The following is a 15,600-nucleotide window of genomic DNA, read 5'->3' on the forward strand; positions in this document are numbered from 1 at the left end:
GGCCGGCGCCTACTTCGCCTTGTCCATGAAGCCGGCGAACCGCTCGAACAGGTAGAGGCTGTCCGTGGGGCCGGGCGAGGCTTCCGGGTGGTGCTGGATGGAGAAGACCGGCCGGTCCTTCAGCGCCACGCCGGCGTTGGTGCCGTCGAACAGCGAGACGTGGGTCTCGACCACCGGCTCGGGCAGGCTGTCGCGGTCGACCGTGAAGCCGTGGTTCATCGAGACGATCTCGACCTTGCCGGTGGTCAGGTCCTTCACCGGGTGGTTCGCGCCGTGGTGACCCTGGTCCATCTTCTTGGTCTTGGCGCCGAGAGCCAGGGACAGCATCTGGTGCCCCAGGCAGATCCCGAACACCGGCTTTCCGCTGTCGACCAGCTTGCGGATCTCCGGCACCGCGTACTCGCCCGTGGCCGCGGGGTCGCCGGGGCCGTTGGACAGCAGCACGCCGTCCGGATTGCGGGCCAGGATCTCCTCGGCCGTGGTCTTGGCCGGCACGACCGTCACATGGGCGCCCACAGAGGTCAGGGCGCGCAGGATGTTGCGCTTCACGCCGTAGTCGACGACCACCACCTCGTACTTCGCCTTGCCGGGCTTGGCGTAGCCGCCGTTCCAGTCCCAGAGGCCCTCATCGTAGGTGAAGGGCTGGAGGCAGGAGGCGTCCTTGGCCAGGTCCAGACCCTCCAGGCCCGACCAGGCCTTGGCCTTGGCGACCAGGGCGTCAATGTCGAACTTGCCGTCGGGATCGTGGGCGATCACGCCGTGGGGCATGCCGTGCTCGCGGATCACCCGGGTCAGCGCCCGGGTGTCGACGCCGGCCAGGCCGATGACGCCGCGGCGGCTCATCCAGGTTTCCAGGTCGCTGTCGGCCCGCCAGTTGGCCGGCTTGGTCGGCACGTCGCGGAAGATCGCGCCCCGGGCCGCCGTCTCGGCCGAGCCTGACATCTGCTCGATGTCCTCGACGTTCGTGCCGACGTTGCCGATGTGCGGGAAGGTGAAGGCCACGATCTGAGCCATGTAGGAGGGGTCGGTCAGGATCTCCTGGTAGCCGGTCATGGCGGTGTTGAAGCACACCTCGCCCACGGCCTCGCCCACCGCGCCGACGCCTATCCCCTGCAGGACGGTTCCGTCGGCCAGCACCAGGACTCCGGTGACGCCAGGCAGCAGGTCACGGCTCATGGTGGGGGCTCCTTGTGGGCAAACGGCGGCGTAGGTAGTGAGTCCCGGACTTGGGGTCAATGCGACGCGAGGGACCTATGGCCTATATCGATCCGGACCGCGAGGCCTGGGACTTCTTCAAGAGCCTCCCGCGCGACCAGCCGATCCAGATGCTGAACCTGGTGAAGCTGAAGCCGAAGGCGGAATACCCGGCGGGGCATCCCGATCATGGCAAGGATCTTTCCGGGCTGGACGCCTATCGCGCCTATGGCCGGACCACGGCGCACATCTTCAAGCAGCTCGGCGGCCGGCAGGTCTGGGCGGGCAAGCCGCAGGTGATGGTCACCGGCCCGGGCGCGGAGGCCTGGGACATCGCCTTCATCGCCGAGTACCCGACGGCCGAGGCGTTCATCGCCATGGTCCGGGATCCGGAGTACCGAGACTTGGTCCAGCACCGGACGGCCGGCGTGGCCGACTCGCGCCTGCTGCGGCTGGAGCCCATCCGCGAGCCCGGGGAGGGGTTCGGCGAATAGCTGGCGGAAAACGAGGGAAACTTGGCATTTACGCCAGGCCGGGCGCCCGTCAGGGTGACGCCATGCTCGCCCTCCGACCGAACTGCGAATGCTGCGACCGCGACCTGGCCCCCGATAGCCCGGACGCCCGCATCTGCACCTTCGAGTGCACCTTCTGCGCCGACTGTGTGGAGACCCGCCTCGGCGGCGCTTGTCCGAACTGTGGCGGCAACTTCGCGCCCCGGCCGATCCGCCCGCCGGGCGCCCTGGCCCGCTTCCCCGCTTCCACCGAGCGGGTGACCAAGCCTCACGACGCCTGCGCGGCCTGACCGGCCAGCGCCGTCTCCAGGGCGCCGAACAGCGCCTCGACCCGGATCGGCTTGGCGATGTGGCCGTCCGCGCCGGCCGCGGCGCTGGCGGCGCGGTCGTCGGGCGAGGTGTTGGCCGACAGGACGATCGTCGGCGTCCGGGGCCGTCCCTCCGCCCGTTCCTCCGAACGGATGGTGCGGATCGCCGCAAGGCCGTCGGTCACGGGCATGCGCAGGTCCATGAGCACCGCGTCGAACCCGCCGCCGCGCCAGGCTTCCACCGCCGCGAAGCCGTTCTCGACGGTCACCACCTGGACGCCCGCCGCCTCCAGCATCAGTTCGATCACCTTGCGGTTGGTGGGGTTGTCGTCCGCGGCCAGCACCTTCAGCGGACGGTCCGGTGCGGCGTGCGGCCGGTCGTCAGGCGCGAGGTCCGCGTCGCCATAGTCGAGGAGCCCGTTCACCAGCCGGTCCAACTGGCGGGCGGCCGCGCGGATCTCGGCGACCAGGGCGCGCTGGTCGGGGCTGAGGTCGGTGGCGTCCGGCGCCTGGGCGAGGCCCGCGACGCCGTTCAGCGGCGTGCGCAGCTCGTGGCTCATGTCGGCCAGGAACTCGGCCTTGGCCCGATGGGCGGCCTCGGCGTGGGCCAGGGCCTGCTCCAAGGCCTCGGCCTGGCGCTTCATCTCGGTGATGTCCACCCGAAGGCCGATGACGCCGCCGTCCGAGGTGCGCCGCTCCTCGATCATCAGCCAGCGGCCGTCGGCCACCTGCTGCTCGTGGCGCTCGCCCGTGGCGGTGAACAGCTTGGCCTCGCGGGCGGCCAGCCACGCCTCCTCGTGGCCGATGGCGTCCGGATAGTCGCCGCGCCGCACCCCCTCGCGTAGAGTGTCGATCAGCTTCGCGCCGGGCCGGAACAGGTCGGCCGAGCGGTGGTAAATCTCGGCATAGCGTCGGTTCCACAGGATGTAGCGGCCCTCGGCGTCAAGGAAGACCACGCCCTCGGGGATCGCGTCGATGACCTCGCGCAGCCGCACCTCGGCGAGCTCGGCCTGGGCGCGCGCCTGCGACAGCGCCGCCGCCCCGGTCAGCCGCGCGAACCAGGCCCGTACGCCGCCCGCCGCCATACTCGATCTCCGAATCGCCCCGCCGTCGAGATTGCGGCATGAGCCGCGCCGGTCGTTCGCATTCGCCGGGCGGTCAAGGGATTGGCGGGCGGCGCCCAGTGCGGTTGCAGGCGGCGCCCGCCGATTGCACATCCCCGCCGTGCAGCCTTATGGAGGCGGCCATGCGCATCACCACGGTCGGCCTCGATGCCGACGACACGCTCTGGCATAACGAGACGATCTTCCGCCTGACCCAGGACCGGTTGCGGGAGATGATGGCCGAGTTCGCCGATCATGAGACCACCAACGCCAAGCTGGCCGAGGTGGAGAAGCGCAACCTGCGGCTCTACGGCTATGGGGTGAAGGGCTTTACCCTCTCGATGATCGAGACGGCGATGGAGCTGACCAGGGGCGAGCCGCCCGGCCGCCTGATCGCCGACATCCTGGCCGCCGGCCGCGAGATGCTGTCCGAGCCGGTGGAGCCGCTGCCCGGCGTCGACCAGGCGCTGGCCGACCTGTCCGAGGCCGGCTACCGGCTTGTGCTGATCACCAAGGGCGACCTGCTGCACCAGGAGCAGAAGCTGGCCGCCTCGGGCCTTGGCGACCTGTTCGCGGCGGTGGAGATCGTCAGCGAGAAGGACGCCTCGACCTATGCGCGCGTCTTCGACCGCTATGGCACCGGCGCCGCCGAGGCGGTGATGTGCGGCAACTCCATGCGCTCCGACATCCTGCCGGCGCTCGAGGCCGGCGCCTGGGGGGCCTACATCCCCTACCACATCACCTGGGCTCACGAGGTCGCCGAACCGCCGGCCGAGCACCCGCGCTTAGCCGAGCTGAAGAGCATCTCCGAGCTGCCGGCGTGGGTCCGGGGGCTCAATTGATCTGGAACCACGGACCATCACCGACCATCACGGACAAGGCGATCGCCCTCCGTGGGACATGACGAACAGCGCCTGCGGCGCGGACATCGATCCGTGATGGTCGGTGATGGTCCGTGGTCCTAGATGACCATGCGTTCGATCGCGGCTGGACCGGAACCGCCGAAGTTCACGAGCATGCCCACACGCAGGCCCGTCGCCTTCAAATAGTTGCAGAGCTGCGCTCGATGCTCGGGGGCCAGTTCGCGCGCAACCTTGAGTTCGACGATCACGCTCTCAAAGCAGATGAAATCCGGCTGGTAGGTCTGCCGCAGGGGCACGCCCTTGTAGGTCAGCTTCAGTCCCGGCAGGGCGCGGAATGGGATGGAACGCCTCTGAAATTCCAGTCCAAGGCATTCCTGATAGACCGCTTCAAGAAAGCCGCGCCCCATCGTCCGGTTCACCTCGAAGACCGCTCCGCGAATTTGGAAGGTCTGTTGCTCGCAAATAAGCGATGCGTCGCGGTCCTGAGTCTCATCTGACATGTCGTAACCTCACATGGGCGACCATCGGAACAATATAAGAACATCTGGCATGTCACAACATGACCGCGCCGTCCGTCCTTGGGTCGAAATCAAGGGAATTGGGCGGATGCGGAACTGGGATCGATATCTTGCCGGGCTGATGGCCCTGGCCTTTGCGGCGAACGGGCTGGCGATGCTGGCGGCGCCGTTGAATTGGTACGACGCGGTGCCGGGCGTGCCGGCGACGGGGCCGTTCAATCCGCACTTCGTGCGCGACATCGGGGCGATCTATCTAGCCTGCGCCCTGGGCCTGGGATGGTTCGCGTGGCGGCCAGCGCAGGGGTGGCCGGCGCTGGTGCTGGCGTCGGTGTGGCTGACGCTGCACGCCGCCATCCACGTCTATGACGCCGCCTGCGGTCCGACGCCCGCCGCGGACATGCTGCGCGACCTCGTGGGCGTCTACCTGTTCGCCGCCATCCCCCTGGCGCTCGCCCTTCTCCGCAAGCCGCAAGGAGCCTGACCGATGCTGAAAATCTTCCTCGCCCGCTGGCTGGGCAAGTTCGAGCGCACCTACGGTTACGACGCCAGCTACATGCGCCACGTGCTGCGCGTGAACCCCGCCAGCCTGCTCAAGTTCAGCCTCGGCGCCCAGGCGCCCGACCACAAGGCCGCGCCGCCCGAGGCGCTGGTCGCCGCCGGCCTCTACGGGACCATGCTGGAGGACTGCGGGCCCTGCGTGCAGGTGGGCGTCGACATCGCCACGGCGAATGGGGTGGACCCAAAGGTGCTGCGAGCCGTCATCGCGGGTGACGAGGCGGCCATGGGCGAGACCGCGGCGCTGGGCTATCGCTTCGCCCGGGCGAGCCTGGCCCGCGACATGGCGGCCTGCGACCCGCTGCGCGACGAGATCGTGCGCCGCTGGGGCGACGAGGCGCTGGTGGCGATCAGCCTGGCCATCGTGGCCTCGCGGATGTACCCGACGCTCAAGTACGCCCTTGGCTACGGCAAGGCCTGCTCGCGCGTGCAGGTGGACGGCGAGGCTGTCGCCCCGCACCGGCTGGCGGCTTAAGGTGGCGGCCATGGACGCGGGCCAGATCGACGCCTTCGAGGCCAATCGCAGCCGGCTGAAACGGCTGGCCTATCGCATGCTGGGGTCGGTCTCCGAGGCCGAGGACGCGGTGCAGGACGCCTGGATCCGGTGGCAGCGGGCGGGCGAGGGCGTCACCGACCCCGCCGCCTGGCTGGTTAGGACCACGACCCGCCTGTGCATCGACCGGCTGCGCGCCGCCAAGGTGGAGCGGGCGGCCTATCGCGGCCCCTGGCTGCCCGAGCCCCTGATCGAGCCGATGACCGATGACCCCGTGGAGCGGGCCGAGGAAGTGTCGATCGCCTTCCTGCTGGCCCTTGAGCGGCTGTCGCCCCTGGAGCGGGCTGTGTTCCTGCTACACGACGTGTTCGACGAGGACTACGCCGAGATCGCCGCCACGCTCGACCGGTCCGAGGCGGCGGTCCGCCAACTCGCCAGCCGGGCGCGCGAGCATATTCAGGACGCCAAGCCGAGGTTCGCCGTCGACCAGGACAAGGCGATGAAGCTGGCGCAGGCCTTCATGGCCGCCTCGGCCTCGGCCGACTTCAAGGCCCTGTCCAGCCTCCTGGCCGAGGATGCGATCATGGTCACCGACGGCGGCGGCAAGCGGAAGGCGGCCCTGCGCGTGCTCGTGGGCCGCGAGGACATCGTGGGCCTCATGCGGGCGCTCTCCTGGCGGACCGGCGGCGGCTACGTCGCGAATTTCTCACCGGCGCGGGTCAACGGCCTGCCGGGGTTCATCCTGCACCTGAGCGATGGCTTGGCGGTCATGGCGTTCGAACCCGGCGACGACGGCCAGATCGCGGCGATCTACAACGTCCGCAACCCGGACAAGTTGGGGCACGTGGGCTGAGGCGTCCGGTTTTGACGTCGAATCGAGTCATCCACAGGCAGGTCGCGTCGTTCCACAGGTTGTTAGCGGCGACTGGTGCTAGCGGTTACCGGGATGGTCGGGCGGTTTGACGAGCGGTTTCTGGAGGAGGTGAAGTCCCGGCTGCGGCCGAGCGACGTCATCGGCCGGACCGTGAAGCTGCGCAAGCAGGGCCGCGAGTACGTGGGCCTGTCGCCGTTCAACAAGGAGAAGACGCCCTCGTTCTACGTGAACGACGAGAAGGGCCAGTTCTTCGACTTCTCGTCCGGCAAGACCGGCGACCTGATCACCTTCCTACAGGAGACCGAGCGGCTGAGCTTCGCCGAGGCCGTGGAACGGCTGGCGGCGGAGGCCGGGGTCGCCTTGCCGGCGGTCGATCCGCGCGGCGCCGAGCAGGACAAGAAGCGGCACGAACTGGGCGACTGGCTGGAGCTGGCGGCCCAGTGGTTCGAGGCCGAGCTGCGCCGGCCGCCGGGGCGCGACGCGCGCGCGTACCTCGAGAAGCGCGGTCTGCCGGAGAAGGAGTGGTCGCGGTTCCGCATTGGCTTCTCGCCGGCCGGCCGCACGGCGCTGAAAGACTATCTGGTCGCCAAGGGCGCGCGGCCCGCCGAGCTGGTGGAGACGGGGCTGCTGATCGCGCCCGAGGACGGCGGCGCGCCGTACGACCGGTTCCGCGACCGGATCATCTTCCCCATCCTGGACGTGCGCGGCCGGGTGGTCTCGTTCGGCGGCCGGGCGATGGATCCGCAGGCCCGCGCCAAGTACCTGAACGGCCCCGAGACTGTGGTCTTCCACAAGGGCCATCAGCTCTACGGCCTGTCCGAAGCGCGCAAGATCCTGGCGGCCGCCAAGGCCGACGAGGACCTGCCGCTGGTGGTGGTGGAAGGCTACATGGACGTCATCGCCTGCCAGCGCGCCGGCGTACCGGCCGTGGCCGCCATGGGCACGGCTCTGGGCGAGGACCAGATGGAGGTGCTGTGGCGGCATCATCCCGAGCCGACGCTCTGCTTCGACGGCGACCGGGCGGGCCGGCAGGCCGCGGCGCGGGCCATGGACCGGGCGCTGCCGTTGCTGAAGCCGGGCAAGAGCTTCCGCTTCGCCATCGTCGAGGGCGGCAAGGATCCGGACGACGTGCTGCGCGAGCAGGGGCCGGCGGTGCTGAAGGCGCAGCTCTCGCACACGACGCCCTTCGCCGAGGCGCTGTTCATCCGCGAGAAGGACGCCGAGCCGCTGGACACGCCGGAGCGGAAGACGGCGCTGAAGGTGCGGTTGCGGAAGCTTGCGGCGACCATCGCCGATCCGGACCTAGCGGCGGCCTACAAGGAGGACCTGCTCGGCCGTTTCGACGCGCTCTCGCCCTCGCGCCAGACGGTCTATGAGCCCGGGGCGGCCGGCCGGGCGCTGGCGAAGCACGGCTGGGCAAAGCGCAAGGCCGCGCTCGCGGGCGCGAGCCCTGAGGCCAAGACCGCGGCCGGCGAGCTGAAACTGTCGTCGCGGCCGCTGGCGGCGGCCCTGGCCAAGGCGGCGCTGCACGATCCGGGGATCATCGACGATTCCATCGAACTGGTCGGCTCTCGCGGGTTCGGCGACGACAAGCTGGACCGTATCGCCCATGAACTGGTCCAGCTCCGCTACGAGGCGGACGACGCGGACTTCGACGCGGTGCTGCGTCGTCTGAAGGCGCGGGGCGTCGACGACGCCATGATCGCGCGAATGGACCGCGACGCCAGCAAGGCCGGCGTGGCCGCGCCGTTCCTGAACCCCGGCGCCGCCCGCGACCGGGCCCGGATCCTCTGGCGGCAGGCGTTCGAGCTGCTGATGCAGCTGGAGGCGCTGGAGCGCGCCGTCGAGGGCGCGCTGAGCGACATCGGCCGCGATCCCTCCGCGGTCAGCGCGCTCGCGCCGCTCAAGGCCGAGCGGGACCACCTGCGCAAGCTGATCAACAGCGACTGGACCCAGGACGACGGCAGCCCGCCGGTCCTGCCGCACTGACGCGGGGGGGCGTCGGCTGTCCGACGCAAGCGCGAGCCGACCTGCGCGAAATGCCCGCACCCTGTTCGCCCGACGCGGTCGCTGTCTTGACACTGGGCGTGCCGCACGCCATCTGCCGTCCTGCAGATTTAGCGCGCTACGACAGACATCGATGGGCCGTTGCGAACACGGACGCGCCCCCCACGTGGATGTGATGTCTCCCTCGATGCGCGGAAATCGCAGTGGTCGCGCCGTCAGGTCCTCAAGGGCCGAAGGTCGACGCCACAGGGCGCTGCGAGGGTAACCTCTGCGGCCAATCGTCCTGTGGCGGCGTCGGGTCATGGCGGGTCGGCGTATCCACTGGCGCATTGAAACAAGCACGGGAACGTTTTCGACGGACCACGGGTCGTATTGACGCGACCTCTCGATCCGGGCCCGTCGCCCACTATTTTCGGCCCGTCCCTTGCAAGGGGGGCGGCAGCCGAGTTCGGAGATTTAGATGAGCGCAAACACGGCCGAAGCCGAAACGCCCGAATCCACTGGCGGCGACGGTCCGCTGCTCGACCTCACGGATGCGGCGGTCAAGAAGTTCATCAAACAGGCCAAGACCCGCGGCTACGTCACCATGGACGAGCTGAACAAGGTCCTGCCGTCCGAGGAAGTGACCTCGGAACAGATCGAAGACACCCTCGCCATGCTGAGCGAGATGGGCGTCAACGTCGTGGAGTCCGAGGACGACGCCGAGGGCGGCGAGGTCGCGGTCCGCGAGGAATCGGCGGTGGTCGAGACCACCAAGGAGCCGGCCTACGACCGCACGGACGACCCGGTGCGGATGTACCTGCGCGAGATGGGCTCGGTGGAGCTGCTGTCGCGCGAGGGCGAAATCGCCATCGCCAAGCGTATCGAAGCCGGCCGCGACACCATGATCCGCGGGCTGTGCGAGAGCGCGCTCACCTTCGAAGCCATCATGGTGTGGCGCGAAGAGCTGGAAGGCGGCCGCATCCTGCTGCGTGAGGTCATCGACCTCGAACAGACCTATGGCGGCCAGAACCAGGCTGCTGGCGAGATCCCGGCCCCGGCGGAAGCCGCCGAGGAGGCCGAAGAGGTCGAGGGCGAAGAGAAGCCCGAAGGCGAAGGCGACGGCGACGACGACTTCGACGACGGCGCGGGCCCCACCATCAGCGCCATGGAAGCCGAGCTGCGCGAAGGCGTGATGGCGACCCTGGACGCCATCGCCGGCGAGTTCGAGGCCTTCCGCCTGCTGCAGGAAAAGCTGGTCGGCCAGAAGCTGAAGGGCGAGGACCTGAGCGAGAAGGACCGCGCCGCCTACCAGGCCGCCGCGGGCGCCATCGTCCAGCACCTCAAGACCCTGAAGCTGAACAACAACCGCATCGAGGCGCTGGTCGAGCAGCTCTATGCGATCAACAAGCGCCTGATGGTCCTGGAAGGCCGCCTGCTGCGGCTGGCCGACAGCTACGGCATCAGCCGCACCGAATTCCTCAAGGCCTACTTCGGCCAGGAAATGCGCCCCGACTGGGGCAACCAGGTGAAGGCCCTGGGCGTCCGCTGGACCAAGTTCGCCGAGAACGACGCCGGCCAGATCAGCGACATCCGCTCGGAGATCGCGGCTCTGGCGCAGGAAACCGGCGTCCCGATCGACGACTACCGCCGCATCGTCCAGACGGTGCAGAAGGGCGAGCGCGAGGCGCGTCAGGCGAAGAAGGAAATGGTCGAGGCGAACCTGCGCCTCGTGATCTCCATCGCCAAGAAGTACACGAACCGCGGCCTGCAGTTCCTGGACCTGATCCAGGAGGGCAACATCGGCCTGATGAAGGCGGTGGACAAGTTCGAGTACCGCCGCGGCTACAAGTTCTCGACCTACGCCACCTGGTGGATCCGGCAGGCGATCACCCGCTCGATCGCCGACCAAGCCCGGACCATCCGTATCCCGGTGCACATGATCGAGACGATCAACAAGATCGTCCGCACCAGCCGCCAGATGCTGCACGAGATCGGCCGCGAGCCGACGCCGGAAGAGCTGGCCGAGAAGCTGGCCATGCCGCTGGAGAAGGTGCGCAAGGTCCTGAAGATCGCCAAGGAGCCGATCAGCCTCGAGACGCCGATCGGCGACGAGGAAGACAGCCACCTGGGCGACTTCATCGAGGACAAGAACGCCGTCCTGCCGATCGACGCGGCCATCCAGTCGAACCTGCGCGAGACCACAACCCGCGTGCTGGCGTCCCTGACGCCGCGCGAGGAGCGTGTCCTGCGCATGCGCTTCGGCATCGGCATGAACACCGACCACACCCTGGAAGAGGTGGGTCAGCAGTTCAGCGTGACCCGCGAGCGGATCCGCCAAATCGAGGCCAAGGCCCTGCGCAAGCTGAAGCACCCGAGCCGGTCGCGGAAGCTGCGGAGCTTCCTCGACAGCTAAGGTCGTCCGCGACCCACACCATAAAAAACGCCGCCGGTGGAAGCCGGCGGCGTTTCTCGTTCAGGCCTGGGTTCGCCTCAGCGCGCGAGCGCCGGCCGGCGACGGCGGACCATGCCGCCCATCATCCCGAAGCCCATGATCATCAAGGCCCAGGTCGACGGCTCAGGCACGAAGGTGCCGCGCATGGTCGAGGTCAGGTATTCGTAGTCGCCGTTCTGCAGCACGTCGAAGTTGACGTTCCAGCCGATGGCGTCGAACAGCGCCAGGTCCAGCGCCTTCACCGAGTCCTCGACCCCGTTGCAGATGTAGGGGTTCATGATCCCCTGGAAGTTCGTGCAGGCGACGTCCGGCTCCTTCCAGTGCGAGGCCTGCCAGCCGTCGCCGTTCTGCGAGCCGGTCGAGAAGTTGCCGAGGTTGGTCACGCCGCCATCGATCGAGAAGTAGGACTCGGTCCCGACGGTCCAGTCGAGCTGGCCGGGGGCGCTGTAGCGGAACATGTCGGCGCTGTAGCCCCACCAGTAGTCGTCGACGTCGCTGCCGGTGTAGCCGTTGTTGTAGTCGAAGTCGTCGACCCCGCTGATGAAGCCCAGCGCGTGCCCGATCTCGTGCACGGCGACCCCGATGAAGTCATAGGTGCCGGGCGTGATGCCGTCGCGCGGGTCGAAGTCGAACGCAAACTGGTTCGAGAACTGGATCTCGGCGTCGGGACCGTCGTAGCCGAAGTCGCCGACGAGGGCCTTCAGGTTGGCGGTGGAGATCGCCATGGTGTTGCTGATCTCCTGGCCGTCGGGGGCCGTGCGCGGCGCGGCGTCCACGTCGACGCCGGACGTCCCGGTCAGGTAGCCCGGCACCAGCACGTCCACCGACCCCGTCCCGCTGAGCGGCGAGAGGTTGGCGACAGCCGTCGCGTCCAGGGCGCTGGTGGCGTTCAGCGACAGCAGCGTCTGGTAGTCCGAGATGTCGAGGAACTGGTAGAGCGTGCTGCCCGTACTGCCGAGGATGCCCGGGCCGAGATTGCTGTAGCCGACGTCCAGGCGGATCGTGGCGTCGTTCGTGAAGACCGACTCCCAGTACTTGGCCGCCACCTGGAAGCCGAGTTGCGCGGGTGAGCCCGAAACGCCGCCGATATCGTTAAGCTCGATCGTGAGGGCCGAAGCCGGCGCCGCGGACATCACCGAATTGGCGGCCAAGGTTCCCAACAGTAAATACTTTAGTTTGAAAGCCGACATGTAGCGCCCCATTTGTGACCATTCACCGCGATCCCCCGAATGACGCGGCGAACAACTGTAACAAGCTGGTAACTTTAAAATTCCACCGTCAAGTGTGTTTCCTCACTTCTGATTGTAGTTTTTGTGGGTGGTCTCGCGTCGGGGGAGAAACTCCCCTGTTGCGCGAGGCGTGCTGGTTGCATCGCCGGGCCCTGCGATAGAAATGGGCAAACCAGGGAGTTTTCATGTTTCCATCAAGGTTCGCGCTCGCCATGGCGGCCGCGATGCTCGCTGCCGCTCCCGCCGCGGCGCAGACGAGTGAGTCGCAGGCCTCCGCTGAGCGCGTCCGCGCCCACGTCGCCTTCCTGGCCTCCGATCTGCTGCAGGGCCGCGAGGCCGGCTCGCCCGGCTACGACATCGCCGCCAACTACGTCGCCTCCCAGTTCGCCCAACTCGGCCTCAAGCCGGCGGGGTCCGACGGCAGCTGGTTCCAGCCGGTTCCGCTCCTGGCGGCGCGCCCCGCCGACGAGGGCAAGTTCGTCCTCAAGGCTAAGGGCGCCGCCGATGTCCCACTGGTGTTCGGCGAGGACGTCATGCCGGGCAAGCCGTTCGGGGCGGGCGAGCGGCGCGTATTGGCCCCGCTGGTGTTCGTGGGTTTCGGCGTCGTCTCGCCGGAGCACAAGCGCGACGACTACAAGGGGCTGAACGTGAAGGGGAAGATCGTCGTGGTGCTGTCCGGCGCCCCGTCCGGCTTCCAGACCGAGGAGCGCGCCTACTACGCCAACGGGCGGACGAAACGGGCGCAGGCGGCGGCGCACGGCGCGGTCGGGCTGATCTCGGTCAACCTGCCGTCGGACGAGAAGCGCCGGCCCTTCGCGGACGGCAAGCGCACCTGGCAGAGCTGGGCGATGACCTGGCGCAGGCCGGACGGCGCGCCCAACGACGCGGCGATCGACACCCCGCAGCTGGCGGCGGTCAGCGTTGCGGGCGCCGAGAAGCTGTTCGCCGGCGCCCGTAAGACCTTCGCCGAGGTGGTCGCGGCGGCCGAGAAGCCCAAGGGCGACCCGCCGCGCTTCGCGCTGGCCGCCAGCCTGGATGCGACGCTGCGCACCGAGACCAAGACGCTTGAGAGCGCCAACGTCGCCGGGGTGCTGGAAGGCTCCGACCCGAAGCTGAAGGGCGAGGTGGTGGTCCTGTCGGCGCATCTCGACCACATCGGGGTCACGCCGCCGGTGGACGGCGACGGCGTCAACAACGGCGCGCTCGACAACGCCGGCGGCATCGCGACCACCCTGGAGGTGGCGCGGGCCTTCCAGGCCTCGGGCAAGGCGCCGCGCCGCTCGGTGCTGTTCTTGGCGGTTACCGGCGAGGAGAAGGGCCTGCTGGGCGCCGAGTACTTCGCCCGCAATCCGACGGCGCCGGCCTCGGCGCTGGTGGCGAACGTCAATCTCGACATGCCGATCCTCACCTACGACTTCGTGGACGTGGTGGCGTTCGGCGCCGAGCGCTCGAGCCTGGCCGGCGCGGTTCGCCGGGCCGCGGCGCGCGAGGGCGTGGCCCTGTCGCCCGACCCGATGCCGGAGGAGGGGCTCTTCACCCGCTCGGACCACTTCCGGTTCGTCGAGGTCGGCGTGCCCTCGACCTTCCTGATGACCGGCTTCCAGAACGGGGGCGAGGCCAAGTTCCGCGGCTTCCTGGCGAAGTGCTACCACAAGCCGTGCGACGACCTCTCCCAGGGGATCGACTACGCGGCCGGCGCCAAGTTCGCCCGCATCAACTACGAGATCGCCCGCGAGATCGCCGATGCCGACGAGCGGCCGCTCTGGAACAAGGGCGACTTCTTCGGCGGTAAGTTCGCTCGCCCCCAGGCCGTGGCAGACCGCTAGGGGCGGTCAGCGCCAACCATAGTTGAAGCTCACGCTCACGCGCGGGGTCTTAGCCTTGTTCGCCGGGACCTCGTGGCGGAGCCAGCTCTCCCACATATAGACGGCGCCGGGCTGCGGCTGGAGGTAGACGAAGGCGCGGGTCTCTTCGGGCGCGTCGGCGCGGCGGGGCGGGGCGGCCATCATCAGCGGCAGCCGCGGATCCTCCAGCTTCAACGCGCTGGCGCCGGGCGGCACGGCCACATAGGCGGTGCCCGAGATGACGCTGTGTGGGTGGATGTGCCCCGAATGGCCGGCGCCGGGTTTCAGGACGTTGACCCACAGGCTATCGAGCCGGAGCCGCCCGCCCTGCAGGTCGAAGTGAAGGCCCTCGGCGAAAGCCTTGGCATGGCGGTCGAGTTGGGTCTTCAGGTCGGCGAAAACACTCATCCGCTGAGGCAGGTCGTCGAGCGAAGCGTAGGACGTGTAGCCGCCGTACCCGTGCGCGCGGCTCCAGGCGCGGCCTGCCTGATCCTCGGCCTCCAGCATTAGGCAGGCTTCCAAAATCTCGCGGTTGAAATTTTCGAAGCTACGGTTTGTTGTAAGGGTCGCCTCGTAGACAGGCGTGGCGAAGAGCGGGCGCAGCGTCATGGCGGGCGGCTTACCGCAGCCCACCGGTTTCTCAAACACCGCGTCCGCTGGCGCGGGGTGCGAGCGTTGTCTAGGTTGAGGTCACGAGAGCCCGGCCGCAGAGCCCGGGCCCGAGTTGGGGGAAGCGAGAACATGAACAGGTTCGTGGCGGCGTTGGCTGTGATCGGCCTTGCGGTGACCGCGCCCGCGGCGGCGCACGCGCAGGGAAAATCCAAGGCCGCGGCCGTCTACAAGGCCCCGCGGGGCCCCGACGGCAAGCATCCCGACCTGAACGGCGTCTGGCAGGCGATGAACTCGGCCGGCTGGGACATCGAGCCCCACGCCGCCCGCGCGGCGCTGCAGCTTCGTCCCGGTCCCGTGGTTCCCGTGCCCGCCAAGCCCGTCCTGGCGCTCGGCGCCGTGGGCGCCGTGCCCGGCGGCCTGGGCATCGTTGAGGGCGGCGAGATCCCCTACACCCCCGAGGCGAAGAAGCAGCGGGACGCGAACCGCGCCGACTATCTGAACCTCGACCCCGAGGTGAAGTGCTACCTGCCGGGCGTGCCGCGCGCGAACTACATGCACCTGCCGTTCCAGGTCTTCCAGTCCGAGAAGTCCATGCTCATCGCCTATGAGTACGCGGGCGCCGTGCGGAACATCCTCTTTACCGACCCCGGCCCGGCGCCGGTCGACAGCTGGATGGGGCAGTCGGTCGCCAAGTGGGACGGCGACACCCTGGTGGTCACCGTCACCGGCATGAACGACCGCACCTGGTTCGACCGGGCCGGCAACTTCCACTCCGATCAGATGCAGGTGGTCGAGCGCTGGACGCCGACGGGCCCGGGCCTGATGCGCTACGAGGCCACGATCACCGACCCGGCCACCTTCACCCGGCCCTGGAAGATGAGCTTCAACCTCTACAAGCGCCAGGGCGAGGACGCGCGGCTGAACCAGTTCAAGTGCGTCGAGTTCGTGGAGGAGCTGATGTACGGCGACCTGCGCAAGGAACCGCTGAAATAGGTCCGGTTCCAAACCGAACCTTCGAGGGATAAGGTCTAGCATCCGGCGTTGGAGGCGCGAG

At 68.7% G+C, this 15,600-nt stretch carries 15 protein-coding genes; 10 read left to right on the plus strand and 5 right to left on the minus strand.

The annotated features are described in order from the left end of the window. Positions 1-9 precede the first annotated feature (9 nt). Positions 10-1,176, minus strand: coding sequence for a glutamine-hydrolyzing carbamoyl-phosphate synthase small subunit (carA, locus tag A2790_RS08110; protein WP_293389719.1), 1,167 nt, complete (start codon positions 1,174-1,176; stop codon positions 10-12). 77 nt (positions 1,177-1,253) lie between these two features. Between carA and A2790_RS08115 the strand changes: the two genes are divergently transcribed. Both A2790_RS08115 and A2790_RS08120 read left to right on the plus strand, forming a co-directional pair. After that, positions 1,254-1,688 carry a DUF1330 domain-containing protein gene (locus A2790_RS08115; RefSeq protein ID WP_293389722.1) on the plus strand — a complete coding sequence of 145 codons (435 nt, stop codon included), beginning with the start codon at positions 1,254-1,256 and terminating at the stop codon, positions 1,686-1,688. A gap of 62 nt (positions 1,689-1,750) precedes the next feature. After that, positions 1,751-1,996, plus strand: coding sequence for a DUF1272 domain-containing protein (locus A2790_RS08120; protein ID WP_293389725.1), 246 nt, complete (start codon positions 1,751-1,753; stop codon positions 1,994-1,996). Here the strand turns inward: A2790_RS08120 and A2790_RS08125 are convergent. Further along, the gene (locus A2790_RS08125; protein ID WP_293389728.1) at positions 1,975-3,099 is read right to left on the minus strand and encodes a response regulator; all 1,125 of its coding nucleotides are present in this window, start codon (positions 3,097-3,099) and stop codon (positions 1,975-1,977) included. The two genes, A2790_RS08120 and A2790_RS08125, sit on opposite strands and share 22 nt — an antisense overlap. A 161-nt stretch (positions 3,100-3,260) precedes the next feature. On the opposite strand from A2790_RS08125, the gene A2790_RS08130 reads away from it, so the two are divergent. Continuing rightward, positions 3,261-3,959 (plus strand): HAD family hydrolase, encoded by a 699-nt coding sequence (locus tag A2790_RS08130; protein WP_293389731.1) that lies wholly within the window; start codon positions 3,261-3,263, stop codon positions 3,957-3,959. Between the two features lie 119 nt (positions 3,960-4,078). On the opposite strand, the gene A2790_RS08135 is transcribed toward A2790_RS08130, so the two are convergent. Further along, complete coding sequence (locus A2790_RS08135) at positions 4,079-4,480, minus strand: GxxExxY protein (RefSeq protein ID WP_293389734.1); 402 nt, start codon at positions 4,478-4,480, stop codon at positions 4,079-4,081. 106 nt (positions 4,481-4,586) lie between these two features. On the opposite strand from A2790_RS08135, the gene A2790_RS08140 reads away from it, so the two are divergent. The 5 genes from A2790_RS08140 (at position 4,587) to rpoD (ending at position 10,822) form a co-directional block, all read left to right on the plus strand. Then, positions 4,587-4,979, plus strand: coding sequence for a hypothetical protein (locus tag A2790_RS08140; RefSeq protein ID WP_293389737.1), 393 nt, complete (start codon positions 4,587-4,589; stop codon positions 4,977-4,979). A gap of 3 nt (positions 4,980-4,982) precedes the next feature. Beyond that, entirely contained in the window at positions 4,983-5,528 is a 546-nt protein-coding gene (locus A2790_RS08145; RefSeq protein ID WP_293389740.1) for a hypothetical protein, read from the plus strand. Positions 5,529-5,538: 10 nt separating this feature from the next. Further along, on the plus strand, positions 5,539-6,399 hold the full coding sequence (gene sigJ / locus A2790_RS08150) for an RNA polymerase sigma factor SigJ (protein WP_293389743.1): 861 nt from the start codon (positions 5,539-5,541) through the stop codon (positions 6,397-6,399). Between the two features lie 93 nt (positions 6,400-6,492). Beyond that, on the plus strand, positions 6,493-8,409 hold the full coding sequence (gene dnaG, locus A2790_RS08155; RefSeq protein WP_293389745.1) for a DNA primase: 1,917 nt from the start codon (positions 6,493-6,495) through the stop codon (positions 8,407-8,409). Between the two features lie 478 nt (positions 8,410-8,887). Further along, complete coding sequence (gene rpoD, locus A2790_RS08160; protein WP_293389747.1) at positions 8,888-10,822, plus strand: RNA polymerase sigma factor RpoD; 1,935 nt, start codon at positions 8,888-8,890, stop codon at positions 10,820-10,822. A gap of 77 nt (positions 10,823-10,899) precedes the next feature. On the opposite strand, the gene A2790_RS08165 is transcribed toward rpoD, so the two are convergent. After that, positions 10,900-12,021: an NF038122 family metalloprotease gene (locus A2790_RS08165; RefSeq protein WP_293389750.1), complete on the minus strand. Its 1,122-nt coding sequence runs from the start codon at positions 12,019-12,021 to the stop codon at positions 10,900-10,902. Positions 12,022-12,275: 254 nt separating this feature from the next. On the opposite strand from A2790_RS08165, the gene A2790_RS08170 reads away from it, so the two are divergent. Further along, positions 12,276-13,916, plus strand: a complete 1,641-nt coding sequence (locus A2790_RS08170; RefSeq protein ID WP_293389752.1) for a M28 family metallopeptidase — start codon at positions 12,276-12,278, stop codon at positions 13,914-13,916. A gap of 6 nt (positions 13,917-13,922) precedes the next feature. Here the strand turns inward: A2790_RS08170 and A2790_RS08175 are convergent, their stop codons facing one another. Then, a complete protein-coding gene (locus tag A2790_RS08175; RefSeq protein WP_293389755.1) occupies positions 13,923-14,543 on the minus strand; it encodes a TIGR02466 family protein in 621 nt (206 codons plus the stop codon). A 132-nt stretch (positions 14,544-14,675) separates the two neighbouring features. Between A2790_RS08175 and A2790_RS08180 the strand changes: the two genes are divergently transcribed. After that, a complete protein-coding gene (locus A2790_RS08180) occupies positions 14,676-15,539 on the plus strand; it encodes a hypothetical protein (protein WP_293389758.1) in 864 nt (287 codons plus the stop codon). The last annotated feature ends 61 nt before the right edge of the window (positions 15,540-15,600 follow it).

Source organism: Phenylobacterium sp. RIFCSPHIGHO2_01_FULL_69_31 (assembly GCF_001824475.1).
In the GTDB taxonomy this organism is placed as follows: Bacteria; Pseudomonadota; Alphaproteobacteria; order Caulobacterales; family Caulobacteraceae; genus Phenylobacterium.